The following is a 26,230-nucleotide window of genomic DNA, read 5'->3' as shown; positions in this document are numbered from 1 at the left end:
TAGGAGCTGCCGAAGGCTGCGATCTTTTGATTTTGCTTTTTAGAAACAAGATCAAAAGATCGCAGCCTTCGGCAGCTCCTACAGGGATATGTGTTGCGGCTTAGAGCTGCGGGGTTTTACGGAAGCCCACCGCCAGGCGGTTCCAGCTGTTGATGGTGCTGATCGCCACGCTCAGGTCGACCATTTCCTTGGGCGTGAACTGCGCGGCGACGATGTCGTAGTCTTCGTCCGGGGCGTGGGTCAGGCTCAGTTGGGTCAGCGATTCGGTCCACAGCAGCGCAGCACGTTCACGCTCGGTGAAGAACGGCGCTTCACGCCATGCGGTCACCGCGAACAGCCGGCGTGGGGTTTCGCCGCCCTTGATCGCGTCAGCCGTGTGCATATCGATGCAAAAGGCGCAGCCGTTGATCTGCGAAGCGCGCAGCTTGACCAGTTCGATCAGGGTCTTTTCCAGCGGCAGTTTCGAGACTGCGGTTTCCAGCGCGATCATCGCTTTCAGGGCGTCTGGGGAAGCGGTGTAGAAATCGGTACGAGCTTTCATGGTTGAATTTCCGGGGCCAGTGAATGTGTGACTAAGGTAGTCCCGCCACGGCCCCGGACAAATAGCCAATCTCCCGGAAGACGAGTAGACCACCCCGTCACACGCGATTGCGCAACCACTGCAGGAAGCCGGTTTTCGCCACCACGGTCGGCACGTCCTGGGTCAGTGTCTGGGCCTTGTGCAGGCGGTAATCGAGCAAGGCCTTCATCGCTTCGTTGATGTCGTGGCGGGCATCCAGGCACGGCTTCAGGTAGGTCTTCTCGATGCGGTACAGCGCGCAGAAGGTTTTCGCCGCGAAGGTCGCCGGCACCGACGAGTCGGACAGGATGCCGGCCTCGCCGATCACCTCCCCCGGCCCCATGCGCCCGGATTCGAACGGGCTGCCATGGCGGGTCAGGGTCACGCTGACCACACCTGATTCGATGATGAACAAATGATCGCTGACCTCCCCGGCGTCCAGAATCGTCTCGCCGGCCCGGAAGGTCTGCAGGGTCATGTTCTGGCTGAAGGTGTCTTTCTCTTCCTGGCGCAGGGTGGAGAAAATCGGCGAACTGTCGAGCAGCGCCCGTGGCCGCGAGAGGTTGCCGGAGACAATCGGTTCGACACTCGACAACAGATTGACCCCGGACGCCTGCAAGTGCCGATAGGCCAGATCGAACAGTTGGTTGCGCACCGAACGCTTCTCGTCCATCGACGAGACGAACCCGCTGATTTCATATTCCGCGCCGGCACTGCTGGAGCTTTTCAGCGCCACGCTCGGTGAGGGATTGTCCAGCAGCGGACGGCAGCCCTGCATCGCCCGCTCCAGCGCATCGATCACCGTATTCGGGCGAGCATGCGGGCTGACCTGCACGCTGACCGCCACGCCGAACATGTTGCTCGGCCGGCTGAAGTTGATGATCTTGGCCTTGGCCGCCAGCGAGTTGGGAATCACCGCCATGCTGCCCTGACTGGTTTGCAGGCGCGTGGCGCGCCAGTCGATGTCGATGACCCGGCCTTCGGTGCCGTCGATGGAGATCCAGTCATCGATCTGATACGGCTTGGTGGTGTTGAGCACGATCCCGGAAAACACGTCGCTCAGGGTGCTCTGCAACGCCAGACCCACGATGATCGCCAAGGCCCCGGAGGTCGCCAGCACGCCTTTGACCGGCAGATCCAGCACGTAAGCCAGCGCCGCAATGATCGCGATCAGGAAGATCACCGCACCGAGCAGATCCTGCAACAGCCGCCCGGTGTGCCCGACCCGCTGCATCATCACCGCGCCGATCAGCACGGTCAGGGTTCGCGCGCCGAACAGCCACCAGCCGATCTGCAACCCGGTCGCGGCCAGGTGCAGCGGCACGTTGTCGGCCCACGGCGCCGGCTCCATGGGGTTGAGGCCTTCGTTGAACAGCACCGCGCTGAACAGGCCGAATATCAGCACCCGCACCAACAACTTCCACTCGCTGCCACGGGAGCTGATCAGCCGCCACAGGCCCAGATCGAGGAGGATCAGGATCAACGCGCAAAACAACGGATGTTCGGTCAAGAAAGACAACATCAAACCACTCCGACACGGGCCAATCGCGAGAAGATCGCACAGATTGGCTCAGTGTAGGAGCAATTGATCTGGCAGGATGAATCCGTTCCCGGAAACACCCCTAAACCCATTGGGTTTACCCGTGCATCCGGCCAAAACGCCCGGACTGGAAGTCGGCGAATGCCTGATGAATTTCCTGCTCGGTGTTCATCACGAACGGGCCGTGGCCAACGATCGGTTCGTCGATCGGCTCGCCGCTGAGCAGCAACACCACCGCGTCCTCGCTGGCCTCAAGTGACAACTGGCGACCGTCGCGTTCGAACAGCACCAACTGCCCTTGCTGCGCAGTGTCCCCATCGTTGATCCTGACCGAACCTTTCAACAGCACCAGGGCGGTGTTGCGACCTTCGTGCAGGTCCAGCGTCAGCAATTTTCCGGCCTTCAGCCGCAGGTCCCAGACGTCGATCGGGGTGAACGTCCGCGACGGCCCTTTCTGGCCATCGAACTCACCGGCGATCAGGCGCAGGTGGCCGGCATTATCCTTCAGCGCAATATTCGGGATGTCGCCATCAAGAATCGTCTGGTAACCGGGCGCGGCCATTTTGTCCTTGGCCGGCAGGTTGACCCACAACTGCACCATTTCCAGCTTGCCGCCGGTTCTGGCGAACGCATCCGAATGGAACTCCTCGTGCAGGATGCCGGACGCCGCCGTCATCCACTGCACGTCGCCGGGGCCGATGGTGCCGCCACTGCCAGTGGAATCCCGGTGTTGCACTTCGCCGTCGTAGACAATGGTCACGGTTTCGAAACCACGATGCGGATGCTGGCCGACGCCACGGCGCTCGGTGGTCGGGCTGAATTCGGCAGGTCCTGCGTGATCGAGCAGCAGGAACGGGCTGATATGTTTTCCCAGGTTGTCGTAGGAAAACAGGGTGCGAACCGGGAACCCATCGCCGACCCAATGGCCGCGAGGGCTGGTGTAGATACCGATGATGTTTTTCATGGTTGCCTCCAAAAACGTGGGTGACGCAATGGATTAAGCTTAAATCCATGACGGTCAGAGGACTAGCCGGCAAAAACCGGCTTTAGTGTTCCATATGTAGAACAGTGCTACGCCCTTCGCGAGCGATCCCCCCCTGTAGGAGCTGCGGCACGCTGCGATCTTTTGCTCCTGAAAAACAAGATCAAAAGATCGCAGCGTGCCGCAGCTCCTACAAGATTCATGACTTCTGCTCAACAGTGCTTTGCCCCACCGACGGTTTTTCTCCAGGAAACAGACGCGGATACTCCGGCCCATTCCCACTGCAACCCTGGAGTCATCAATGTCTGTTCCCGCTTTTGGTCTGGGTACGTTTCGCCTGCAAGGTCAGGTGGTCATCGATTCGGTGAGCACCGCGCTTGAACTCGGTTACCGGGCCATCGACACCGCGCAGATCTACGAGAACGAAGCCGAGGTCGGTCAGGCCATCGCTGCCAGCGGCATCGCCCGCGAAACGCTGTTCATCACCAGCAAGATCTGGATCGCCAACTTCGCCGGGGAGCGCTTGATCGAGAGCCTCAAGGAAAGCCTGCACAAGCTGCAAACCGATTACCTGGACCTGACGCTGATCCACTGGCCATCGCCGCAAGACCAGGTGCCGGTCGGCGAGTTCATGGGAGCGCTGCTGGAAGCCAAGCGTCTGGGCCTGACCCGGCAGATCGGCGTCTCCAACTTCACCATCGACCTGATGCAACAAGCGATCACCGCAGTCGGCGCCGATCACATCGCCACCAACCAGATTGAGCTGCACCCGTACCTGCAAAACCGCAAAGTGGTCGAGTTCGCCCGCAGCCAGGGCATCCAGATCACCTCGTACATGACCCTCGCCTACGGCGAAGTGCTCAAGGACCCGGTGATCCAGCAGATCGCCACACGCCTGCAAGCCACCCCGGCGCAAGTCACCCTGGCCTGGGCCATGCAGTCGGGCTACGCGGTGATTCCGTCGTCGACTCAACGCGCCAACCTGCAAAGCAACCTCGGCGCGACCGCGCTCTCCCTGAGCGACGCCGACATGGCGCTGATCGCCACGCTGGAGCGCGGCCAGCGCCTGACCAGCCCGAAAGGCATCGCCCCGCAGTGGGATTGAACGATCAGGCCTGAAGGCGCTGCGCAAGGCTGAGCATCGCCTCGCGCAGCGCCGTTGTCGGCATGTTCAGCGCGGCTGGCTCGGCGTCCTGGCACGCCTGCTCGAGTTCGACGCACGCCGCCACCACCCGCGCCGCACCGACCATTTGTGCGCCACCCTTGATGTGGTGGGCCAGCTCCCGCAACCCTCCCCGGTCACCGCGCCCCAGCTCATCGAGCCTGTGCAGGTCGCGCTGCAGGCTGCGCCGTACCTCTTCGCGCAAGTGCTGGATCATCGACGAATCCGCCCCCGCCAGTTGCTCCAGCGCACTCAAGTCGATTTCCGTCAGGGCTGGCGCGGCGGGCCCCTCGGTTTCATGCTGGATGGCGCCGCACAAGGCCTGCCCCAGGTCATGCAGACGAATCGGCTTGAACAGGCAGTCGTCCATGCCGGCAGCCAGGCAACGGGCCTTTTCCTCGACTTGCGCATTGGCGGTGAACCCGAGAATCAGGCAGCGCACCCGACCGGACACGGCCTCTTCTTCACGGATCAACCGGGTCAGTTCATAGCCGTCGAGCCGTGGCATATTGCAGTCGGTAATCAGCACATCGAATGACTGCGCGCGCCACAGGTCCAGCGCCTGCCTGCCGTCCTCGGTGTCGACGGTGCGGTGTCCGAGTTCACTCAGTTGCCAACACAGCAACAGACGGTTGACCGGATGATCGTCGACCACCAGTACGCTCAATGAGCACGCGGCGCTGAGCGTTGGCTCGGATGCAGCCTCTGCCTGCGCGAGGGGTGCCAGCAGCGGCAATTCGAGACGAATGTCTACCCGCGTACCACGGCCCGGCGCGCTGTCGAGTTGCAAGGTCCCGCCCATCATTTCGCACAGGCTGCGGCTGATCACCAGACCGAGGCCGGAACCGCTGCGCACCGAATGGGGATTGTTGCCCGCCTGCACGAACGGGTTGAACAAGCGCTGCCGGTCTTCGGCGCTGATGCCGATACCGCTGTCCTCGATCGACAGGTTCACGGCCAGCCGCTCGCCCGTCACCGCGCTGACCTGCAGGCGCAGACTGACTGCGCCCGCCTCGGTGAACTTGATCGCGTTACTCAGCAGATTCGACAACACTTGCTTGAAGCGTGTCGGGTCGATCAGCACGTCAATCGCGCTGTGGGGGTCCAGTTCGATCTGCCACAGCAGGTGCTTCTGGCGCGCCAGGCCTTCAAACACCCGACACACCGACAGCACCAGATCGCGCAGATTGGCGCGCTCCGGTGCCAGTGACAGATGCCCCGATTCGATGCGCGCAATGTCGAGAATATCGCCGATCAGCGCCAGCAACTGCTGGCCGGCACCGGACGCAACCTGAATCGCCAGTCGGTCGGTCACGCCTTCGTCGGCGCGCTTGAGGGCCAGTTCGAGCATGCCGATCAGGGCATTCATCGGCTTGCGGATCTCATGGCTCATGGTCGCCAGAAACGTGGTTTTCGCCCGATTGGCATCATCGGCGGCCTGCTTGGCCTCCTGCAGTTGCCGCAGCCATTGCTGGCGCTGGCGAATCTGCCAGCGCTGAAAGCCGATCCAGGCCAACGCCAGCAACAACAACCCGCCAGCAGCAGCGAAGCCCTGCAGGATTTCTCGCCGATGGCGCAGCCAGTAACTGTCCTCCGGTACGACGTCGTGGCTCCAGCGCTCGATCAACTCGTCCATTTCCTGCGGCGCAATGCTCAGCAGCGCCTTGTTCATGATCGTGTGCAATGCCGCGGCCTGCGGTGCCGTGGCGAAAGCGATACGGGCCGGTTGATCGCCCACGGTGGTGGTGATGTGCAGACGCTCGCGGTACTGACGGGCGATCAGGTAGCGGGCGACCAGCAACGAACTGATGGTCGCATCCGCCTGACCGTTCGCGATCAGCGCCATGCCCTCGGCCGGTCCCTGGGTGTCCACCAGCCGGATGAGCGGGACACGCTCAAGCAGGAAATCACGCAACGGATGTCCGCGATAAATCGCCAGACGCTTGCCCGTCAGATCATCAAGGCTGCGTGGGCTCTGCGCCGTCGTCGCGCTGACCAGTACAAACGGATTGTTCAGGTAGGCGCGGGTAAAGCGCAGCTCGAGTTCGCGCTCGCGGCTGGGCGTCACCACAGGCAACAGATCGAGTTCCCCGGCCTTGAGCTGCTCGATCTGCCGATCCAGTGAGCGACCACGCACGATCTCGAATTTCAGCCCGCTGCGCTGCCCGATCAGGCTCAGCAATTGCGCCGCGAGCCCCCGGAAACGCCCGTCGGCGTCGAAGAAGGTCAAGGGTGCGAAATCCTCGATGGCCCCCACCCGGATCACCGGATGCTCATCCAGCCAGCGCTGTTCCCCGACACTCAGTTGCACGTGCGCCTGCGCGCTGACTTCCGCAGGGCCGACGCTCCAACGTTGCTCGATCATCAGTCGGCGTTCCATAGGAATCGCCAACAGCGCCTTGTCGACAATGCGCTTCATGCTCGAGTCGCGGCGCAGTAATGCAAAGCCGAACGGGTTGGCGTCCAGGCCTGACGGCCCAAGCAGTTGCAGGTCGTTGCGATAATTGGTGTTGATCAGGTAATTGGCGCTGATGTAGTCGCCCAGGTAAACATCGTCGGCACCGAACGCCACGGCGCCGAGCGCGTCCATGGCCGATGCATAGCGTTGCACCGTGGCTTTGGGATAGAACGCCTGCACGCTTGTTAGCGGCAGGTAATCCTCGACCATGGCAATGCGCTTGCCCGCCATGTCCGACGGTAATGTGTCGTCGAGCCGCGTGGCCAGCATCGGCTGATCCTCGGCATACGCGCGCGACAAGACCAGATCGGGCTCGGCAATTTCAAAGTTGTTGGAGGTGCCCAGCAGATCCACGTCACCGCGCTTGAGCGCGTCTATCAGCACATCGCGACGGGCATAGCGCCGCACTTCGATCCTTATGCCCAGCACTTGCGCGAGCATATCGGCGTAATCGGCGGTCAGTCCTTCCAGGTCCTGATGGTTGCGCGTGATCTCGAACGGCGGGTAATCGGGACCGGAAATACCCATGTACAACACCGGGTGTTCGCGCAGCCACTGTCGATCCTGTTCATCCAGCCGCACCTGGACATTTTCCAGGCGGGTGCGGGTCAATACGTCGAGCACCTGTGGTGGCTCGCTGGCCCCACAAGGCAGCACGGCGCTCAACAACAAGACCAGGATCCAGCGCCAGTGGCTCATGCGTCATTTTTCTCAGATCAAGTGATTACGCTTGGCGAAATCGCGCAAGTGCACCGCTGATTTCACGGCGAGCTTGGCCATCAGGCGGGTTTTATAGGTACTGACGGTCTTGTGGCTCAGGTGCATGTCGGTGGCAATCACCTTGTTCAGTTTGCCCAGCGCCAGCTGCACGAGAATGCTCAACTCGCGATCGGACAGCTGATCGATCATCTGCTTTTCATTGGCGAGCACCGGCTTCAGGGCCCCGGCACCGCTCGGCAGCGAAGCGAAATAAGTGTGTCCCGACATCACCGCCTGAATGGCGTGGTGCAGTTGTTCGAGCTTATTGGTTTTGGCCACATAAGCCCGTGCGCCAGCCCGCAGGCAACGATCCTGGTAATACAGCGGTTCGTAAGAGGTGAACACCAGAATCCGGCAGTCAAGATGATTGGCCTTGATCCGGTTCATCACCTCCAGACCGTCGAAGACCGGCAAACTCAGGTCGAGTACCAGCAGTTTCGGCTTGTACTGGCGAATCATCTGCACCACTTCGTTGCCGTCCGATGCCTCGTGAATCTGCTTGAAGCCCTCGGCTTGCAACACGAGCCTGACGGCGGCACGTACCACTGGATGATCATCGACGATCAACGCTGACTTCATGACCACTCCCGATGCAAAGGCATGACGGCCGCACCCTGTTTCCGCCGGTAGCGGATACAGGGGCTGCGCCAAAGACTGTTGCACGGGGCTGGAGACGAATCTACCTGTCAGGTCTGACAGTTGCAGAAAATGATTATTTGTGCTCAAGCGCGACGTTGCAGGGCCGGAACCTGACTCCAGCGCTGGCATTCGGGCTCGGTGCGCACGTCAACCAGCACCATCAATTGCTCGATGATTGCCGCATTGGGCAGTGCGGCATGACTGACCTGCGCGTTCTCTTGCGCAAACCCGGGCGCCTTCTGCAGCGGAGCCGAGGGCTCGTTGTAGATCAGGGCGTGACGCACATGCGGGTTGTTCAGGAAAAAGCCGAGCAGATCCAGCGAACCCGCCGCCAGTTCGGCGTTGATGACCACGGCATCGAACGGCTCGCAGCCGTATTCCACCAGCGTCAGCAACTCCAGCAGGCTCTGTACCGGAGCAACGCGGTAATACCCAAGGCCATTAAACAGGCGCTCGACTTTCATCCGGTGAAAATGCTGCGAGTCGGCAATCAGGATGCGCAAGGTTTTGTCGATCATTGTCGATCTCCCGAAAGTGGTGGTTGCGGAGTGCGGCCAGCGTACGCAAGACCATGGGCGCGCTCTGTAGGACGTTTCTTAAAAAACCGGTTATTCATCTGAGCGCAGGGCGTGTCTGCGTCGCTGCAGCCAGTGCAACAAGTCGCCCTCGGCCATCGGTCGCGCATACCAGTAGCCCTGGCCCAAGGTGCAGCCCAGCGCCAGCAGTTCGCGGCGCTGCGCATCGGTTTCGATGCCTTCGATCACCACCGCCATGCCCAGGGTTTCGCCCAGCGCCAGGGTGCTGCTGATCGCCGCGCGGCAACGTGGCTCGTGCTCAAGGCTGCGAATGAATTCGGCGTCGAGCTTGATTTCGTTGAACGGCAACTGGCACAGGCGCTGCAACGAAGAGAACCCGGCACCGAAGTCATCGATGGACAAGCGACAGCCCATCATGCGCAACCTCACCAGCGTCTCGAGGCTGGTGGCCGGCGCTTCCAGCAAGCCGCTTTCGGTCAGTTCGAAGGTCAGGTTCGAACCGGTCACGGCATGCCGCGCCAGCGTGGTTTTCAGGCTGTTGGCCAGTTCCGGATTAGCCAATTGCACGGTTTGCAGATTGAACGCCATGTTCAGCGCAAAGCCTTGGGCCCGGGCGCGCTGGTGCAGGTTCAACGCTTGCTCCAGCTGGGAAAACAGCAAATCGTCGAGCAAGCCACAGCGCTCCAGCACCGGCATGAACTGCGCCGGGGCAATCATTCCCCGGGTCGGATGCAACCAGCGACAAAGCACCTCGACACCGCAGACTTCACCGGTGTGCAGGTTGAACTTGGGTTGATACCAGGCGTGCAGTTGCTGCTCGGCCAAAGCCTGGCGCACAGCACCTTCGCTGGCCAGCGCCACGGTCCCGCGCGGACAATCGACAACGCTCGGGCGGTCAACGAACGTGCCCAATAACTCCGCCAACACCTGCGCATGCATCGGTTTGCCGACATCGCCCAACAGGTCTAGGCCGAGCAGCGTCACCATCTGATGCACCGCGCGGCGCAGATCCGCCGACAACGAACTGCAGATGATCACCGCCTTCACTTGCCCCGATGCGCCTACCCGCTGCAGGAATTCCAGGCCATCCATGCCGTCCATCTGCAGGTCGCACAGGGCGATGTCGACCGTGCCGACCTCGTCGAGCAGGGCCAACGCCCGCGCCCCGTCACTGGCTTCGAACACCTGGTGGCGCCCCAGACTCTGCAGCATGCTCACCGCCACCGAACGCTGGAACGGGTGATCTTCAAGCACCAGGATACGAAGCGGCGGGTTGCTCATGGTGGTGGGCTCGCTGTGGTTGAAAGGCCTGTGAGTGTCCGCTGCCTGAGCGTTTAACTCCCGAGGAAAGGTCTGAAGCTGCGTGGGAAATTTCCTAAACATCGAGTTGCTCCAGCACGGCGCCAAGGCTCTGGCGATCCGGTGTACGCAGCATCAACAGCTGCCGTCGCCCAGTCGCGAATATCGTCTCGGCGCGGAGCTGACCACGTCGGGCATCGTGGATCACGCCATGGCGGATCTGTGGACTGCCCTGAAACAACCGCACTGGATCGATCCCCGCGGCAGCAATCAGTTCGCCATTGATGATCATCAGGTCGTATTGCTCGAACGGATCACGGGCGTAATGCGTCAACGCCAGCAGTTCACGAAACGAACCGATCGGCGTGAGTTTGCGATAGCCCAGTTGGTGACAGACTCGAGCAATTCGAGACTGCTGAGCGGGCTGCGCTTCGACGATCACGATTCGCCTGCATTTGTAGGACATGGAAATTAACGGTGTGGGAAATGTGTTGAACACGCTAACCAGAACCCATCAGGATCTATGTAGGACAAGTCCTAAAAACAGGCAGAAATCTCTGGAAAACCGACAAGATCGCCGCACAGGTCTGACCCAGTGCGGCGATTTTTCTTACCAGAGGTAGCGATAGCCCAGCGTCACACCGAAAGGCTGCTCGATGTCATTGCCTTTGGCGTATTCGGCATCCAGGGAAATCTTGCTCTTCTCACTGACCTGCAACACGCCACCAAAACCCAGCTCGATGCGGTTGCCCGGCAGCTCGGCATCGAACGCGTTGCCATTGACCCGCACCTTGCTGCCGCCCGCATGTTCGGTGACGTAGGACGCCTTGACGTACGGCTGGGCTTTCATGCCGTTGCTCAGTTCCAGGCTGCGACCAAACAACGAGCCGACGCGGCTTTGCAGCGAATCGAGGTCATCGGACTTGACCCGCAGCCCGTTGCTGGCGGTGTAGCTCGCGCCCTGGACGCGGGTGGCGGTGATCTCGACTTGCGGCTCGACGAACCAGCCGTCCTTCAGCGCAATCCGTTTGCCCACCTCGATGTCTGCACCGATGCCGTTGGTGTTGTAGGACGCTTTGACCGACTCCCCCAGATTGCTTGGGGTCTTGATGTCGTTGTCGAAGCGGCTGTACTTCAACACGCTGTCGACATAGATGCCGTTGTCGTTCAGGTAGGTGGCGTAAATGCCGAACATCCGGCTGTCGATTGCGCCGGACGCGCCCTCGCCGAAGTCCATGTCCGAACGGGCCGTGCCGAGCATGCCGCCGACGTAGACTTTACCGCTGTCGAGGGCGAATGCCTTGTCGGCACCCAATTCCAGGCCGCTGATGTCCTGACGGTAGGCACGGCTGGAGTGCTCGCTGACATCGAGTCGCTTGCCGATGGCGCGGGTCCAGATGCCGCCGTCATCCTGGCCCATGCGCAACTCGCCCAGGCGTTTGACCAGTGCGTTCATTTGCGCACTCCACAGGCCTGCGCCGGCAGTGTGTGCGGCAATCGCGGCGTTGCTGCCTTTGGACAGATGCTCCGGCCCCGGGTCCACTGGACGCGGCGGGGTTACCGGATCCACCGGCTTCACTGGGTCGACGGGCGTTACCGGGTCCACTGGCTTGCCGGGATCAACAGGCGTTACCGGATCCACCGGTTTGCCGGGATCAACAGGCGTTACCGGATCCACCGGTTTGCCGGGATCAACAGGCGTTACCGGATCCACCGGTTTGCCGGGATCAACAGGCGTTACCGGATCCACCGGTTTGCCGGGGTCTACGGGCGTCACTGGGTCAACCGGTTTTTCCGGGTCTACGGGCGTGACCGGGTCAACCGGGATACTGCCGGCACTGGCCAACACCCAGTCATTGCCTTGCTGCTGCAAGGTGTAACGGAACGCACCGGCATCGACATGCCCGCCATAGAGGCCGAACTTCGCGCTGCCGCCATTGGTGTCCACCAGCAGCAGACGCCCGTCCGCCGAGGTCGGTTCGCGACCCGAATCGCCGACGATCAACGTGTGGTCGCCACTGGCCAGACCAGCGCCCTGCACCACCAGCAAATCATCATGCTGACTGGCGATATCGGTGTTCATCACAATGCTGCCGCTGCCGGACAAGGCGTTGACCGTGAAGGTCTTGAAACTGCCATCAGTGCTCGGCACAAAGGCCAGACGACCGCCGTTGAGAGTCAGCGAGTCCACGGTTTTCACGCCGTTGTCCATGACATTGACCGTCCCCCCGGCCTCTGCAACCACGCTGTTGGCCTGCGCGCCGCGGTACAGATTGATCTGGCCGCCGTTACTCACCGTGCTGCGGTTGGCCGTGCCGGTGTCGTAGACACTCTGGGTGCCGCCCTGAACCTGAGTGTCATTGGCCACCGCCCCACCCAACAGACCTTGGCGCAGCGTCTGTTCGCCGCCGGCTTCGATCACGCTGCCGTTGGCGACGGCCAGGTTGATCAGGTTCTGCACGCCGTTATTGCCGACCTGCGTGTCATTGGCAATGGCCATGACATCCAGGGTCTGCACGCTACCGGCGTTGATCACGGTGCGATTGGCCGTAGAGCGGGTGACCGTCTGCTGACTGGCGTTGAGTACGGTGTCATTGGCAACACCGCTAGTCCCGACCAATTGTTTACCGCCGTTGTTGACAACCGTGCCATGGCTGACGCCGCTGGCGATATTCTGCGTCGCACCCTCGACCAGGGTGTCGTAGGTCACGCCATCCTTGAACACACTTTGCTGGCCACTGCCGCTCACGGTCGTACGATACGCCGTGCCGTTGGTGCCGATCGATTGCAGCCCGGTGCCGACACTTTCGTCATAGACCACCGCACCGCTGTTGACCGCGGCGGTATAAGCGCTGGCATGCAAGGGCAGCAGAAAAGCCATTGCGACAGCAATGGGCGTGCGTTGAAACGAAGGGGCGAAGGCTTTCATGAGCAATGACCTCTGGTGTGCCCTTTCAGGCACCGGGATTTTCGGACAGAGTCAGAACCACGGAGATCGACAGTTCCTACTCGCAGAGGTCAGCAATTTAGAGAGGTGGGAAGCTTTTCTGAGTAGGAAAATTCCCTTTGCTTGTAGGAAATTTCCCAAGAAAATCCAAAGGGCTTGACCGCCCGGGGTCCCTGAAGCAAGCGAGCCCGTTGCAGGCTCGCTTATCTGACATCAGTTACGTGATCCGACCACCGACGAGCCGTAGGAGATAATCACCTCCACCCGTCGATTGAGCTGACGCGCGTGCGAACTGCCGTTGTCGGCAATCGGAAATTGCTTGCCGTAACCCTTGGTGATCAGACGATCAGCGCTGATGCCCATGCGCTTGAGCGCGAACGCCACCGCATCGGCACGCCGCTCCGACAGACGCTGATTGAAGTCATCGCTGCCCACGTCATCGGTGAAGCCTTCGATCCGCACTTGGCGTTCCGGGTTGGCGGTCAGGTACTGCGCCAACTGCTCGAAGTTACGCTGGCTGCCGTGCTTCAGATCAGCCTTGCCGGTGTCGAACAGCACGTCACCGAAGGTCACCACTTCGCCGCGCTCGGTCTTCTGCGCCTTCATGGCCTGCAAGGCCTTGAGCTGTTGCGTACGCACGTCCAGTTGCACCTGCGTGCGTTCGGCATCGATCTTCTTCAGGCCGGCTTCGGCCTGACGCATGGCGATGGTCTGTTCGGCGACGGCGATTTTCTGGCTCGCCAGATAGGTCAACTGCTCGACATCCGGCGCCTTGCGATCCTTGAGCGAGGCCTGATCGGCCTTGTTCAGGGCGATGAACGCCTCACGGGTTTCGATGGCCGCCAGGGTGTTCGATTCCGGCTTGTGTTGCAGCGCCGCGAACTGGGCGCGGGCTTGCAGCAATTGCGGGTTTTCCGGCGGTGTGGCGCAGCCGGCGAGCACCAGCGCGCACAGCGAAACGACGGGCAGTAATTTGAAATTCGACATTAATCGTTCCTTATTGAGCGCTGGCGGGCGGGTTGAAACCGGTGGCCGGGTCTTGCAGCATTTCCTGCTTGAGCACCTGAATGCCGCTGCGCGCATCGACCAGTTGTTTCTGCCACTTGACCGCCCGCGCCTTGCGTTCGGCGAGGTTGGCGTCGGCTTCGATCTGTTCGGCCAGGGTTCGCGCCTGAACGTAATCACGCTCCCCCATGGCGCGTTCCATCAGAAACATCTTGTCCTGAGCGGCTTTCATTTCCAGTGGTGCGTATTACGTTGCTTCGGCAGACACCGCGCGATTGACGGCGTCCCTGGACAGGGTGATCTGCTGCTCGGGAACCGGCGCACTGGCACAGGCACTCAAGGCCGCCGCTACAACCAGCCCGCTGAGCGACAGTCGCACACGGGAAGCCATACGTTGAAGGGTCATCAACTGCTCCAAAACGATAAAAGGTGAGGTAAACACGGAGGGCTGAGGCGTCGGCAATGCCGGGGATGGATGACGCCTGCCCGTTACGTGCGGCGCCCCGGATGACGCTCAGCGTTGCGCTGAAGGTCGTGGAGGTCGCCGGTTTTCTGAATCAGCCTTTCGCTGAGACATCAGCACGTTAACGAGGCAGGCTCAGTGGCGAATGTAGGAAAATTCGCAAGTTTGCCGTGCAAAACACAAAAGATCCGAGCGTCGACGCTCAGTCCGCCAGATACGGTTGCAACTGGGCGGCCAAATGCTCCATGGCCTGCTGCAAGGCATCGACCGCCTCGGTCAATGCGCCCGAATCAGAACCTTCGCAGGCGACTTCCAGCGTCTCGCACGCCTGAATCAACGACTTCGCCTTGATGATCCGCGCACCGCCCTTGACCCGATGCGCAAGGTCAGCCAGCCCGGACACATCATGCAGGGTGAACAGGCGCATGAGCTTGGCCATGTCCTCTTCGTTGCTGGTGGCCAAGTCCGTCAGCAGACTCTTGATCGATGCAGGATCGCCACGGGTCAGCTGCTCCAGGCTGCTCAGGTCGAAGTCAGCGCTGCTCTCGGCGAGGCTCGCATCGTCGCCTTCCAGTTCAGGCCGCGATTGTGGTTCGACCCACGCCAGACGCGCGTTCAGATCCTTGAGGCTGATCGGTTTGAACAGACAATCATCCATGCCGGCCTGCGCACAGCGCTCCTTCTCTTCAGCCAGTGCGTTGGCAGTAAAACCCAGCACCAGACTGCGCGGCAGTCCACGCGCCGCCTCTTCGTCACGGATCGCCCGCGCCAGTTCGTAACCGTTCATGATCGGCATGTTGCAATCGGTGATCACCACATCGAACGACTCACTGCGCCAGGCCCGCAGACCATGGGCGCCATCCTCGGCATCCGTCACTCGGTGCCCCAGATAACTCAGCTGCTGAGATAGCAACAAACGGTTGGCCGGATAGTCATCGATCACCAGAATATTCAGCGCCTGGCTGACCATCACCGGCTCCACTTCGGCCACCGCCACGCGTGCCTGCGGCGGCAGGATCGGCAGGCTCAGGCGCACCTCAATCTGCGTGCCCTGGCCTGGCTCGCTGGACATCGTCAGGGAGCCGCCCATCATTTCGCACAGGGTGCGGCTGATCACCAGCCCCAGCCCGGAACCACCTTGCGGCGAAGGCCCTTGATTGGCCGCCTGCGTGAACGGCGTGAACAGCCGCTGCTGGTCTTCGGCGCAGATCCCACGCCCGCTGTCCTCCACCCGCAGGCACACCAGCATTCGCTCGCCCTGCGCTTGATCGACGCGCACCTGCACGCGGACCTGCCCCGCATCGGTGAACTTGATCGCATTGCTCAACAGGTTCGACAACACCTGCTTGAAACGCAGCGGGTCGATCAGCACATCAGCGTTGGCCAGCGCATCCAGATCCAGTTGCAGGCGCAAGTGTTTCTGCCGCGCCAGCCCTTCGAATATCCGTACCACCGACTCGATCAGCTCGCGCAGGTTGGCGCGTTCCGGGGCCAATGAAAGCCGCCCGGATTCGATCCGCGCGATGTCGAGGATATCCCCGATAAGGTCCAGCAGGCCCCGTGCCGCCCCCGAGGCCACTTCGATGGCAAAGCGATCCAGCACCCCTTGGTCGGCTTTCTTCATCGCCAACTCAAGCATGCCGATCACCGCATTCATCGGCGTGCGGATCTCATGGCTCATGGTCGCCAGGAACGTGGTCTTGGCCCGGTTGGCATCGTCGGCGCCGTCCTTGGCAACGCGCAATTGCTGCAACAGTTGCTGACGCTCACTGACATCGATCCAGCCGGAAATCATGCCGCTGACTTCGCCATGACTGCCTCGGTACGGCAGCATCCAGTGATAAATGGTCAGCACCCGACCGTCCGCCAGGCTGAGCTGGCGATCTTCGATTCGCGCAACGCCCGACTGCATGACCTGCCGGTAGTCCTCGGCATAACCCCGAGCCTCGGCGGCATTGCTCAGCACGCCGTCAGTCACGGTCTTGCCCACCACCGCATCGCGCTCGACACCAAACACTTGCAGGTAACCGCTGTTGCAGGTCACCAGTCGCCCCTCGCGATCGCGCACGTAAATCGGATGCGGCGTGCCATCAATCAACACCCGCATGAACTCCATCTGGTCGTTGAGGGCCAGCTCGGCCTGGCGTCGCTTGCGTATCAGCATGCGCAGGTAAGCAATCCAGCCCAGCGCCACCAGCAGCAACACACCGGCGATGACAAACCCTTGAATGATCGCGCTGCGATGCCGCAGCCAGTAGCTGCTGTCGACGACCACCTCGGCACGCCAGCGATTGGTCAGTTCATCCATTTCTTCCGGGGAAATGCTCAGCAGCGCCTTGTCGAGAATCGAATACAACTCCAGTGCGCCGCGATTGGTCGCCAAGGCGATGCGCGCCGGCTGCGTCCCCACGGTGCTGCTGACCTGCAACTGGCCGCGATACTGACGGGAGATCAGGTAGCGGGCATTGATCAGCGAATTGATCGCACCGTCGACCTTGCCCGAAGCCACCATGCTCATCGCGTCGGCGGCGTTTTGCGCCGTCACCAGTTGCACCCGGGGATACTGCTCCACCAGGTATTCGTGCAACACGTTGCCGCGAATCAACGCCAGGCGTTTACCGGCCATCTGATCCAGAGTCTGCGGGGCGGACCCGTCAGTGGTGGTGACCAACACGAACGGCGTGGTCAGGTAAGGCCGGGTGAAGCGCAACTCGCTTTCACGCTCGGCACTCGGGGTAAACGCCGCGAGCATGTCCGCTTTGCCGCTGCTCACCTGGTCGACCAGTTGGCTGACCGACTCAGCCCGTTGTACGTCGAATTTCAGGCCGGTGCGCAGGCTGATTTTCGCCAGTACGTCGGCACTGAGTCCGCGAAAGTTGCCGTCGTCGTCGAAGTAAGTCAGCGGCAGAAAATTCTCGTTGATCGCCACGCTGATCCGCGGATGACGATCCAGCCAGCGCTGCTCACTGACGCTGAAATGCAAGGTCTGGCGCCCGGGCATGGTCGCCCCGCCGGCACTCCAGCGGCGCAGAATGCCCATGCGCTCGCTGGTGGGAATACTGCCCAGTGCCGCATTGAGGATGCGCAACAGGCGGTCATTGCCGCGACTCACCGCAAACGCGAAGGGTTGCACCTCCATGCGCGAAAAGTCGCTGAGCTGAACGTTGTTCAGGTAATTCTTGCTGATCAGGTAATTGGAGCTGATCGAGTCCCCCAGATAGACGTCGGCCTGACCGAACGCCACCGCGCCGATGGCGCTCAGGGTCGATGGATACAACTGGATGCTGGCATGGGGGTAGAACGTCTGCACCGCGTCGGGCGGCAGATAGTGGTAAAGCATCGCGACCCGCTTGCCGGCCAGATCCACAGGCAGGTTCTGTTTGTCGCCTATGCGCGTCACCAGAGTCGGTTGATCATCGGCGTAAGACGTGGACATCGATAACTCGGGGTCAGTCGCCTCAAAGCCGTTCGCCGTCCCGAGCATGTCGATCTGGCCGCTCTTGAGCGCCGCCAGAACCTGCGCGCGCGAATCAAAACGGCGGACTTCAATGTTGACGTGCAGCAGTTGTGCGATCAGTTGCGCATAGTCGGCCGTCAGCCCCTCGTATTCGTTGCCGTTGCTGGTAATCGCAAACGGCGCGTAGTCGGGTGCCGAGGCGCCGAGCAACAAGGTGGGGCGATGCCGCAGCCAGGCCCAGTCGGCCTCATCGAGGGAAACCGAGTATTCGTCGACGATCGAGCGCCCCAATACATGCAATGTTTCAGGCGCTGCCGTGCAGACACTGGCCGCCAGCCAGGTGCCGCACAACACCAGGCCCGCCAGGAGCTTTTTGACAAGAGTATTCATCTAGACCAGGTTGTTGCGTTTGGCGAAATCGGCAAGGTAGACCACCGATTTGACCTTGAGCTTCTCGATCAGGCGGGTCTTGTAAGTGCTGACGGTCTTGTTGCTCAACAGCATCGCGTCACCGATTTCCTTGTTGCTCAGGCCATTGGACAACTGCTGCAGAATCGTCAACTCGCGATCGGACAGGCTCTGGATCAGTTCCAGATCCGTGGCATCGACATCGCTGCGCCGCACCGAACTGGTGGCCAGGTTAGGGAAGAACGTGTAGCCGTCCATCACGGCCTTGATGGCCTTGATCAACTCATCCAGGTCATTGGTTTTGGAGATATAGCCCGCCGCGCCAGCCTTCATGCAACGCATGGAGTAGAACAGCGCCGATTGCGAGGTCAACACCAGGATCTTGCTGGACAGCCCCAGCGCACTGATCCGCGAAATCACCTCCAGCCCGTCAAGCTTGGGCATGGCGATGTCCAGAATGATCAGATCCGGGGCGTGTTCACGGGCCAGTTGCACAGCATCTGCGCCATTGTCGGCCTCCGCCACGACCTCGAAGTGTTCTTGTTTCAGCAGCATTTTGACCGAGGAGCGAATGAACGGATGATCGTCCACAACTATCGCTTTGAGCATAAAAACCTCTGGAGAACACGCCGGCAACCGACATCGTCAATGCCATGAATAAGAATGGAACAACAAGCCAGTCCATCCGTGCAGCAAAAATACACGAGCGCGACTGAAGTGTAGGAAATTTCTAAAAGGGTATGAGGCAAACCTGACGCATTCAGCCAGCGCTGTCGGGCATCGCCAGCCATTGCAGCAAATCATGCCCCCTCATGGGTCGCGCCAGGTAGTAACCCTGGCCGGTTTCACACCCCAGTGCGAGCACCCGGTCACGGATCTTCAGGCTGCTGACGCCTTCGATCACCAGGCGCATGTCCAGCGACTGCGCCAACACCCTTGTGCAAGTGACCATGGAGCGATTGCGGGGATGCCCCAATCGCTGGACGAATCGGCCATCCAGCTTGATCTGATTGAACGGTAGCTGACACAGCAACTTGAGCGATGAAAAGCCCACGCCAAAATCATCCACCGCCAGGCCGCAGCCCAACAACCTCAGACGCAGCAGGTTTTCATGGATGGCCGGTGCGCTATCGAGCAAACCGTTTTCCGCCAATTCGAATACCAGTGCCGAACCCTTGAAAGAATGTCGTTCCAAGGATCGTCTGATGTGCTCGATCAGTTCATGCCCGGCCAGTTGCGAAGCATGCAGATTGAGCGCCAGGGTCAGGCTCACGCCTTGCCGGCGCAGGATCCCCATCAAGCTCAGCCCCTGCTCCAGCAGGTGTTTGAACATCTGATCGATCAGATCGTAGGCCAACACCGCCGCCAGAAAGTCACTCGGCAACAATACGCCCCGCGCCGGATGCTCCCAGCGTGCCAGCGCTTCGACCCCGACCACCGCGCCGGTGCTCAGTGTGATCTGGGGCTGAAACCAGGCACGGAACTCGCCCAGTGCAAGCCCGCGCCGCACCTCGTCTTCACTGGGCAACTCCTGGCTCGGCACAGTCGGCACAGGCACCACCCGGGCGAGTCGGTAGCGCAACAGCAAGCGGCGCAAAGATCGCAACTGAATCGGCCGGTTGAGGATTCCCAGAAGATGCAGACCTGCAAGCGTTGGCATGTGACCCAGGGCGCGATGCAACTCCGGTTGCAATTCGCTGCACAACACCACGGAGCGCACCATGCCGCTGTGGCTGGCGCAGCGCAGAAATTCAAGGCAATCCAGACCTCGTTCGGTCAGGTCGCACAAAACGATGTCAACACCGCCACGCAAGTGCAACTGCACCATCGCCTGCTCGCCGTCAGTGGCCTGCAATACATCGCGCACGCCCAGACGCTCGAGCATCGTGACCAATACGCTGCGCGCGAAACCTTGATTTTCCAGCACCAGAATCCGTGGGGAGGCCATCATCAACTCATCGCTTAATCGACCTGAGAGCAGACATATTGGCAATCGTCACGGCTGAATCCTGAAGGACTTGTCTGGCCGGCTTGTAGGAAATTTCCCAGCGACAGCACCCGGTCTGGCTTTTTACCGCGCCCAGGTTGCGTCAGTAGTAAACAATCTGCACCACCATGATCGCTTCGAACGGCCCGACCTTGGGATCGCCCAACGGCACGACCGAGGCGCTGAACGGCACATCGATATGGCTCACGTCCGCGGCAAAACTGGCCAGTGCAAAGGGCTCATTGATCGGCACGAGGGTGTTGCGCGCATCTCTGACCTGGATGCCGAACTGACTGTCGGCGGTGGGCAAAATGGTGTAATCGCCCTGCTGCTGCGGGGTGACGAACGTTGCACCGACGTTGATCGCGCTGCTGCACTTCTTCTCCAGCGCCAGGCTGAAGGGCCGTGTGGGATTGGGCGGCGACAGGCCCGTGACGGTTTTCTGGATCACGCCGAAATCGACGATACCCGGCTCGGGCGTAACCGTTACATCGACGGTACACGCGGTACCGACAATGTTCTGTAAACCGCTGAGCTGGAAACGGAAGTTGCCAAACGGGTTGCCCGGCCCCCCGTTGAGGCCGTACAAGCCGTCGAACTGGAACACGTCATAGGTGTCTTGCGAAGGCCGCTGTAACGGCAGCAACCCACGTTTGCGAATCACCACCTGAAACGCAACGCTGGGGTTAACCAGCGAGCACGGCAACATCTCGGCATCATTGCTCGCCGATGGGCAGCCTCGCGAGATATAGCCGGTGTTCACCCCCTGTGTCGGGTTGGCGCTCCAGTCACCGTCCCAGGCGGTCATGCCCTTGTACACCAGGCCGAATTCGATGCCCCATGACGTCGCATTGAGCCCCGCCGGGTTTCCGTAGAAGTAAATCGGATCGTCTTCGCGAAAATGAATGTCGTGGACCTTCCAGCACTTGGCCGGGACCACGTGGGTTTTGGAGCGCCAGATGATCGTGCCGTCCGGCACCGTATCGGGCACCGACACGGGACCGATGTATTCACTCAGGTAAGCGCCATCGTCCAGCGATTTGCAGAACATCGCCCAGGAGGCCTGGGAAAACACCAACAGCAATGCCGCCAGGCAGAGCCTGGCCAGCCGGGACTGGCGGCAGCGCCCGCCTTGGCGATTCATGGTTTGACACCGCTGCAGACATTCGCCGAACAGTTGAACAGCGTGTCGGTCTGGCCGCCGAAGTCATTCATGTTCGACACCCGCAGTGTGGTGAACGTCGTGCTGGTCAGCGCAAACCGGGCACTGCCGCGAGGCGCGATCATGATCGTCTCGATCGGCATTCTGGTTTTTTCCGCACCGGCGAGCAGCCCGACCACGGTGATGTGAAAAGGCGTCGGGTTGTCGACCAGCAACTGCTTGCCGACCGGATCGATTTTCAGCTTCAGGCCCAACGCCAGGTCGTCGCCCCGCTCGCGCTTGACCGCTGCCGGGCGGTAGAACAGTTTGATTTTCGATTGCAAGGCGATCTGCATCGAATTGACCGCTTCAGTCTTCGGCGGAATTTCGCGCACGTTGAGGTAGAACACCGACTCCCGATCACTGGGCAGCGCCAGTTCAGGCAACTTCACGATACGCAGTACGCTGCTTTCACTGGGCTCGATGCGCTGCAACGGCGGCAGCACCATGAAGGGGGTCGTGACCTTCTGGCCCGCTTCGTTCTCGATCCACGACTGCACGACAAAGGGCAACTGCGTGTTTTTGTTGCTCAACGCGACGCTCACCGACGGCGCGCTTTCCTCAAACACGATACGGGTGCGATCCGGGACCACGGCCGCACTCGCCAGCAACGGCATACACAGGCCAAGCGCGAGGCCGCAACGACTGAACACATGACGCGTATTGGCAAACAAAAAAAACTGCATGAGGGTGCTCCGCAAGACTGGGAAATTGGGTAGTGTTCAGCGCCCGCTCAGAGGCACTGCACGGGTTTGGCGATGTTGGTCACCACGTTCTCTTCTGGCAGCTCGGCAAGCGCGCAACGCTGGCTGTCTGCCCACACGGCCACCAGTTCGGCCTGCGCCTTGACGCCCAGCAGATAGGTCACGCCGGCTTCGCCGACAATGCCCACTTCCTTGTTCGTGACCCGGTCCTGTACCGATGCGCCAAAGGGCACCGGTTTGCCGTCGCTGCGCATCAGCGCCACATAGGCGTTGTGGCCACGGGCCGTAGAAAAATTGACATAGCCGATCGCGCCCTCGGTGAGCGCCAGGCGCTGGACCGGGTTGGAGACTTCGGTGTCCAGGGGCAACTTCTCCATGTTGATCCGCGCCTCGTAGGCCTGAAACGACGGCAATCCATCCATCACCGCGTAACCGGCCTGGTTGGAGCGGGTCTGACCGGTGAACGCCACGTCCGGTACGCCATCGGTGGAGACCAGCAGCCGGGTATCACCATTGGAGCCGTTGCCGTGAGCCGACACGCCGTAACGGGTGGCGACCAGCGAACTGTCGAGTTCAGCGGTGAGCGAGCGGTAGGTGCTGCCGTCGGTGGTGGCCGAGGCGTTGGCCCGGTAGGTCGAAGCACGTTTGCCGACATAGGCGTTGACGTAACGGCTGTCGCCGAGGCCGCCGTACACCTGATAATTCAGGCCGTCGCCGTCGTCATGGCTATAGCCGACGTTGCCCGACGGCGCTGCCGACCCCGAGCGTTGAACGTTGCTCGACAGCATCGAGTTGCCCCCCAGTGGCACCGTCACGCCGACATAGATCTGCGAATCGCTCTGTAGCGCATTGCGCGTCTGATAGGCGGACAGATTGACGTTGACGTTCTTGACGTTGCCCACGGAAAAACTGCGTGCCAGTGACAGGCCGAAGCGGTCGGACGGCGCCGCGTCCCAATACGTGGAGTGGTCGTAGGAAACACTCGTCGAGAGCCAGGAAAACTGCTTGGCCAGTGTCACCGAGTAACGCTGTTTGCCGGAGTTCAAGGCGTAGGAATCGGCGTCACCGGCGAACTGCGAGAAGTTGGTGAAGGTCTTGTCGGAGAAGCGATAGCCGAGAAAGCGCAGGTCGGTGCCAATGCCATCGAAATGCTTCGAGTAGTTGATTCGGTAGGAGTTGCCCACCACCGTTTCGCCGCTCCAGCGCAGCTTGGCGCGGGAGGTGGTGACGTCTGCCGACAAGGCGCCGAACACCCCCAGATCCTTGCCCAGACCGAGGGCGTCGGACATATAGTCCGAGGCGGCCAGGACACCGCCATAGACCGTCCAGTCCCAAGGCAATCCGTAGGCCACTTCCGAGGAAAGGAACCCCGGCTCGCTGCCACCGGCGCCGTTGAGTCGTGGCTGACCGGCCGAGACTTTGTAGCGCAGTTCCCCCTCACGGGACAGAAACGGCACCGCCGCCGTGGTCACGGTGAACGTCTGCTCGCTGCCGTCTTCTTCACGCACAGTCACGTCCAGCGTGCCTTGGGCGCTGCTGTTCAAATCCTGGAGGCTGAAGGCGCCGGGGGTGACCGTCGTCGAATACAGCACCCGGCCCTGCTGCGACACCGTGACTGTCGCGTTGGTCCGCGCCAGCCCGCTGATCAGTGGCGCATAACCGCGCAGGCTGGGCGGCAGCATACGGTCGTCGCTGCTCAACGTGGCACCACGCAGGGCGAAGGTATCGAACACGTCGGAATTCAGATAATCCTCACCCACCGAGAGTTTCGAGCGAATGGCCGGCAAGGCGCGATAGGCATAGAGGCGGTTCAACTGGAACGCCTTGTCATGGATGCCGCTGTTTTGCTCGCCGGACGCCTGGCGGGCCTGATAGTCGGCACGAATCCGCCAGGCGTCCACGTTCAATCCGGCGGTGCCGTAGCTTTGCAACGAACGGCCGCTGCCGGAAGCGCCGGAAGCCGTGGACTGGCGGCTGTTGGCGATCACCCGGTAGTCGAGCAATGCACCGTCCAGCCCGTCGCGCCAGGCGGCCGGCGGAATGTAATTGGGGTCGTCATATTCAAAACTGGCCTGGGGCAGGCTGATCGAGAGCCGCCCCAGACTTTTGATGTACTTGATGGTCGCGTTATCGATGGCGCGCACGTCCACGCATTGCCCTTGGGCCAGGCGTGGCAGGCTCTTCAACACTTCAGGCTTGAGACCGAACATCTCCACCAGCGAGGGTGGCAGGCAGGCATAACTGTCCTGCGCGCTGTCGCCAGGTTTGAATTCGATGGAGCGCGTGCCGAAGTAGCGCTGGTTGACGGTGATGTCCAGCAGGTAACTTCCGGGCACGGTGTATTGGGCATGGGTGAACTGCCCGAGGCTGATATCGTCTTTACGGTCGATATTCAGGAACTCCGAATTGAACTCCACGGCGCTTGCAGAACGCGCACAGCAGATCAACACGCAAGACACGAAAAGTGTGCGGCAGTACACGGGCAATACCCTTTAAACAGTCCTCGGAGATAAGAAAAAAGGGGCTTTCACCCCTTTCTTCTAAACAGCTGATACGGGCGTATCAGTTGTAGGCAACGGTGAAGTTGGCAACGCTGTCCGCTTCACCGGTGGTGACGGACGCGGCGGTGGCTTCGTACATGGCGGCAAACGTAACGGTGTTGTTGCCGTCCTGCAGCACCACCGGCGCTACCTGCTCCTTGCCGTTCTCGAGCATTTCGCCGGCGCTGGCCTGCAAGCGGATACCAACGTTCTGCGCCAGGCCGGTGGTCGCGAACAGCGCAGGTACCGATGGGTCCTGTACGCCGCTGAAGGTAAAGCGGGCGTTCTTCTGAGTGGTGGTGTCACAGTCGGTCAGGACGATGTCGAACTTGACCGGGTCGGAGCGATCGCCGGTCGCCTTGAATCGGTTCGACGGAACCTGACCCAGAGAAACGGTTTGATCCAGAGAATTGGCGTCGATACCGCAAGCACCGGAAACGATCTCACCGATAAAACGCACGGTGCCCGGGTTGCCGGTAGCGGGTGCAGCGTTGGCGAACGAAGCCAGACTCATGGCAACGGTAGCGGCGGTAACAGCGACAAGCTTTTTCATGGTGTGCATCTCTTGGGATAGTTATTTATTCGGCCCAGCGGCCTGGCTTCCCGAATCATTCAAGTCAGCACCGCGGTTGATCGGTTGAAGCGACAAACCCGCGTTTACGTCTACAGCTCAAGCCCCCCCATACCGCTGGCAATTGCCACCGGTACATGCCTGGCTGAACCGCTTAAAACGTTATGCCGAACAGAGTCATCAGAACGCCGGGCATCTCTGCTCCGGAGAAAATAATGAGTGATGCACACCGCTGAAAATGTAAGCCCTTTCCCCCCAAGCTGTAGGACATTTCTCGCCACCAGACGCTGTTTACTCGGTGGTACTCGGGCTCCAGAACGCCTGCACCACCAGCGCCGACGTGGAGATCCGCGCCACCAGCGCGTCCAGTTCGTCGCCGTCCACCGAGGTGGTCGCCAGCGTCGCTTCGATCTCGATTTCATCGGCGCCGAAGGCATGCACGTCGATGTCGCTGGCCGGGTAATTGCTGCGTTCAAGTTCCGCTTCGAGCAAGGCGAACACCGCTTTCTGCTGCGAACGCCGGGCGATCACGTAAACGATGTTGGTGACTTCGGCCGAGACCACGTCCAGCGGCTGGCGGTTGATGTTGTTGACGATCGGCCGCAGCAAGGTGTTGGCGGCCAGAATGAACAGCGTGCCGAGCAGCGCTTCGGCCAGCAGGTCGGCACCGGCGCAGGCGCCGACGGCGGCTGAGGTCCACAGGGTGGCGGCGGTGTTGAGGCCGCGCACGTTGCCCTCTTCGCGCATGATCACGCCGGCACCGAGAAAACCGATGCCGGAGACCACGTAGGCAACCACCCGCACCGCGCCTTCAGCGCCGCCGAGGCGGTTGGCCATGTCGACAAAAATCGCCGCGCCGACCGCCACCAGCACGTTGGTGCGCAGGCCGGCGGTACGCTGGCGGTACTGACGTTCGAAACCGATCAGACCACCGAGGATGAACGCCGCGCTGAGGCTGACCAGGGTGTCGAGCAGTGACGTGAGGTTGAGGTTGTTGATGGCTTGCATGATGA

At 61.1% G+C, this 26,230-nt stretch carries 21 protein-coding genes; 1 reads left to right on the top strand and 20 read right to left on the bottom strand.

The genetic code is table 11. The features are described 5' to 3' along the window. Positions 1-100: 100 nt before the first annotated feature. From HBN98_RS13845 to HBN98_RS13835, 3 genes are all read right to left on the bottom strand, one after another. Positions 101-541: a carboxymuconolactone decarboxylase family protein gene (locus HBN98_RS13845; RefSeq protein ID WP_027614017.1), complete on the bottom strand. Its 441-nt coding sequence runs from the start codon at positions 539-541 to the stop codon at positions 101-103. A 97-nt stretch (positions 542-638) separates the two neighbouring features. Continuing rightward, entirely contained in the window at positions 639-2,081 is a 1,443-nt protein-coding gene (locus HBN98_RS13840; protein ID WP_083366422.1) for a mechanosensitive ion channel domain-containing protein, read from the bottom strand. Between the two features lie 115 nt (positions 2,082-2,196). Next, complete coding sequence (locus HBN98_RS13835) at positions 2,197-3,063, bottom strand: pirin family protein (RefSeq protein ID WP_064586844.1); 867 nt, start codon at positions 3,061-3,063, stop codon at positions 2,197-2,199. A gap of 319 nt (positions 3,064-3,382) precedes the next feature. Here HBN98_RS13835 and dkgB point away from each other — a divergent pair, with 319 nt between their 5' ends. Further along, positions 3,383-4,186, top strand: a complete 804-nt coding sequence (gene dkgB, locus HBN98_RS13830; RefSeq protein ID WP_083366423.1) for a 2,5-didehydrogluconate reductase DkgB — start codon at positions 3,383-3,385, stop codon at positions 4,184-4,186. Positions 4,187-4,190: 4 nt separating this feature from the next. Here dkgB and HBN98_RS13825 read toward each other — a convergent pair whose 3' ends face one another. The 17 genes from HBN98_RS13825 to HBN98_RS13750 form a co-directional block, all read right to left on the bottom strand. Further along, positions 4,191-7,400 (bottom strand): ATP-binding protein, encoded by a 3,210-nt coding sequence (locus HBN98_RS13825; protein WP_083366424.1) that lies wholly within the window; start codon positions 7,398-7,400, stop codon positions 4,191-4,193. Positions 7,401-7,412: 12 nt separating this feature from the next. Beyond that, positions 7,413-8,039 carry a response regulator transcription factor gene (locus HBN98_RS13820; RefSeq protein ID WP_083366425.1) on the bottom strand — a complete coding sequence of 209 codons (627 nt, stop codon included), beginning with the start codon at positions 8,037-8,039 and terminating at the stop codon, positions 7,413-7,415. Between the two features lie 143 nt (positions 8,040-8,182). Continuing rightward, on the bottom strand, positions 8,183-8,617 hold the full coding sequence (locus HBN98_RS13815) for a chemotaxis protein CheY (RefSeq protein ID WP_083366426.1): 435 nt from the start codon (positions 8,615-8,617) through the stop codon (positions 8,183-8,185). A gap of 90 nt (positions 8,618-8,707) precedes the next feature. Beyond that, positions 8,708-9,916 carry an EAL domain-containing response regulator gene (locus HBN98_RS13810; RefSeq protein ID WP_083366427.1) on the bottom strand — a complete coding sequence of 403 codons (1,209 nt, stop codon included), beginning with the start codon at positions 9,914-9,916 and terminating at the stop codon, positions 8,708-8,710. A gap of 94 nt (positions 9,917-10,010) precedes the next feature. Continuing rightward, positions 10,011-10,400: a hypothetical protein gene (locus tag HBN98_RS13805; protein WP_186352798.1), complete on the bottom strand. Its 390-nt coding sequence runs from the start codon at positions 10,398-10,400 to the stop codon at positions 10,011-10,013. A gap of 144 nt (positions 10,401-10,544) precedes the next feature. Continuing rightward, on the bottom strand, positions 10,545-12,863 hold the full coding sequence (locus HBN98_RS13800) for an autotransporter outer membrane beta-barrel domain-containing protein (protein WP_083366429.1): 2,319 nt from the start codon (positions 12,861-12,863) through the stop codon (positions 10,545-10,547). A 231-nt stretch (positions 12,864-13,094) separates the two neighbouring features. Further along, positions 13,095-13,868: an OmpA family protein gene (locus tag HBN98_RS13795; RefSeq protein WP_064586836.1), complete on the bottom strand. Its 774-nt coding sequence runs from the start codon at positions 13,866-13,868 to the stop codon at positions 13,095-13,097. Positions 13,869-13,878: 10 nt separating this feature from the next. Then, a complete protein-coding gene (locus tag HBN98_RS27915; protein WP_308425077.1) occupies positions 13,879-14,124 on the bottom strand; it encodes a DUF4398 domain-containing protein in 246 nt (81 codons plus the stop codon). A 9-nt stretch (positions 14,125-14,133) separates the two neighbouring features. Next, a complete protein-coding gene (locus HBN98_RS27910; protein ID WP_229755000.1) occupies positions 14,134-14,292 on the bottom strand; it encodes a hypothetical protein in 159 nt (52 codons plus the stop codon). A gap of 259 nt (positions 14,293-14,551) precedes the next feature. Then, positions 14,552-18,196 (bottom strand): transporter substrate-binding domain-containing protein, encoded by a 3,645-nt coding sequence (locus HBN98_RS13785; protein WP_083366430.1) that lies wholly within the window; start codon positions 18,194-18,196, stop codon positions 14,552-14,554. Continuing rightward, positions 18,197-18,823 (bottom strand): response regulator transcription factor, encoded by a 627-nt coding sequence (locus HBN98_RS13780; RefSeq protein WP_083366431.1) that lies wholly within the window; start codon positions 18,821-18,823, stop codon positions 18,197-18,199. Between the two features lie 151 nt (positions 18,824-18,974). Next, a complete protein-coding gene (locus HBN98_RS13775; protein ID WP_083366432.1) occupies positions 18,975-20,165 on the bottom strand; it encodes an EAL domain-containing response regulator in 1,191 nt (396 codons plus the stop codon). A 139-nt stretch (positions 20,166-20,304) separates the two neighbouring features. Continuing rightward, entirely contained in the window at positions 20,305-21,345 is a 1,041-nt protein-coding gene (locus tag HBN98_RS13770) for a fimbrial protein (RefSeq protein WP_083366433.1), read from the bottom strand. Next, positions 21,342-22,088, bottom strand: coding sequence for a fimbrial biogenesis chaperone (locus HBN98_RS13765; protein ID WP_083366434.1), 747 nt, complete (start codon positions 22,086-22,088; stop codon positions 21,342-21,344). The genes HBN98_RS13770 and HBN98_RS13765 overlap by 4 nt, the downstream gene beginning before the upstream one ends. A gap of 47 nt (positions 22,089-22,135) precedes the next feature. After that, positions 22,136-24,523 carry a fimbria/pilus outer membrane usher protein gene (locus HBN98_RS13760; protein WP_229755001.1) on the bottom strand — a complete coding sequence of 796 codons (2,388 nt, stop codon included), beginning with the start codon at positions 24,521-24,523 and terminating at the stop codon, positions 22,136-22,138. A gap of 145 nt (positions 24,524-24,668) precedes the next feature. Then, positions 24,669-25,199 carry a fimbrial protein gene (locus HBN98_RS13755; protein ID WP_083366435.1) on the bottom strand — a complete coding sequence of 177 codons (531 nt, stop codon included), beginning with the start codon at positions 25,197-25,199 and terminating at the stop codon, positions 24,669-24,671. Between the two features lie 309 nt (positions 25,200-25,508). Then, on the bottom strand, positions 25,509-26,225 hold the full coding sequence (locus tag HBN98_RS13750) for an MgtC/SapB family protein (protein WP_083366436.1): 717 nt from the start codon (positions 26,223-26,225) through the stop codon (positions 25,509-25,511). Positions 26,226-26,230: the final 5 nt, after the last annotated feature.

This window comes from Pseudomonas koreensis (assembly GCF_012986595.1).
In the GTDB taxonomy this organism is placed as follows: domain Bacteria; phylum Pseudomonadota; class Gammaproteobacteria; order Pseudomonadales; family Pseudomonadaceae; genus Aquipseudomonas; species Aquipseudomonas koreensis.
The sequence above is the reverse complement of the archived record's forward strand: the minus strand, read 5'-3'. Positions and strand labels throughout refer to the sequence as shown.

Bases quoted from the DNA above. Each gene is read 5' to 3' on its own strand.
- HBN98_RS13845 (WP_027614017.1), bottom strand. From the start codon at position 541: ATGAAAGCTCGTACCGATTTCTACACCGCTTCCCCAGACGCCCTGAAA.
- HBN98_RS13840 (WP_083366422.1), bottom strand. From the start codon at position 2,081: ATGTTGTCTTTCTTGACCGAACATCCGTTGTTTTGCGCGTTGATCCTG.
- HBN98_RS13835 (WP_064586844.1), bottom strand. From the start codon at position 3,063: ATGAAAAACATCATCGGTATCTACACCAGCCCTCGCGGCCATTGGGTC.
- dkgB (WP_083366423.1), top strand. From the start codon at position 3,383: ATGTCTGTTCCCGCTTTTGGTCTGGGTACGTTTCGCCTGCAAGGTCAG.
- HBN98_RS13825 (WP_083366424.1), bottom strand. From the start codon at position 7,400: ATGAGCCACTGGCGCTGGATCCTGGTCTTGTTGTTGAGCGCCGTGCTG.
- HBN98_RS13820 (WP_083366425.1), bottom strand. From the start codon at position 8,039: ATGAAGTCAGCGTTGATCGTCGATGATCATCCAGTGGTACGTGCCGCC.
- HBN98_RS13815 (WP_083366426.1), bottom strand. From the start codon at position 8,617: ATGATCGACAAAACCTTGCGCATCCTGATTGCCGACTCGCAGCATTTT.
- HBN98_RS13810 (WP_083366427.1), bottom strand. From the start codon at position 9,916: ATGAGCAACCCGCCGCTTCGTATCCTGGTGCTTGAAGATCACCCGTTC.
- HBN98_RS13805 (WP_186352798.1), bottom strand. From the start codon at position 10,400: ATGTCCTACAAATGCAGGCGAATCGTGATCGTCGAAGCGCAGCCCGCT.
- HBN98_RS13800 (WP_083366429.1), bottom strand. From the start codon at position 12,863: ATGAAAGCCTTCGCCCCTTCGTTTCAACGCACGCCCATTGCTGTCGCA.
- HBN98_RS13795 (WP_064586836.1), bottom strand. From the start codon at position 13,868: ATGTCGAATTTCAAATTACTGCCCGTCGTTTCGCTGTGCGCGCTGGTG.
- HBN98_RS27910 (WP_229755000.1), bottom strand. From the start codon at position 14,292: ATGACCCTTCAACGTATGGCTTCCCGTGTGCGACTGTCGCTCAGCGGG.
- HBN98_RS13785 (WP_083366430.1), bottom strand. From the start codon at position 18,196: ATGAATACTCTTGTCAAAAAGCTCCTGGCGGGCCTGGTGTTGTGCGGC.
- HBN98_RS13780 (WP_083366431.1), bottom strand. From the start codon at position 18,823: ATGCTCAAAGCGATAGTTGTGGACGATCATCCGTTCATTCGCTCCTCG.
- HBN98_RS13775 (WP_083366432.1), bottom strand. From the start codon at position 20,165: ATGATGGCCTCCCCACGGATTCTGGTGCTGGAAAATCAAGGTTTCGCG.
- HBN98_RS13770 (WP_083366433.1), bottom strand. From the start codon at position 21,345: ATGAATCGCCAAGGCGGGCGCTGCCGCCAGTCCCGGCTGGCCAGGCTC.
- HBN98_RS13765 (WP_083366434.1), bottom strand. From the start codon at position 22,088: ATGCAGTTTTTTTTGTTTGCCAATACGCGTCATGTGTTCAGTCGTTGC.
- HBN98_RS13755 (WP_083366435.1), bottom strand. From the start codon at position 25,199: ATGAAAAAGCTTGTCGCTGTTACCGCCGCTACCGTTGCCATGAGTCTG.
- HBN98_RS13750 (WP_083366436.1), bottom strand. From the start codon at position 26,225: ATGCAAGCCATCAACAACCTCAACCTCACGTCACTGCTCGACACCCTG.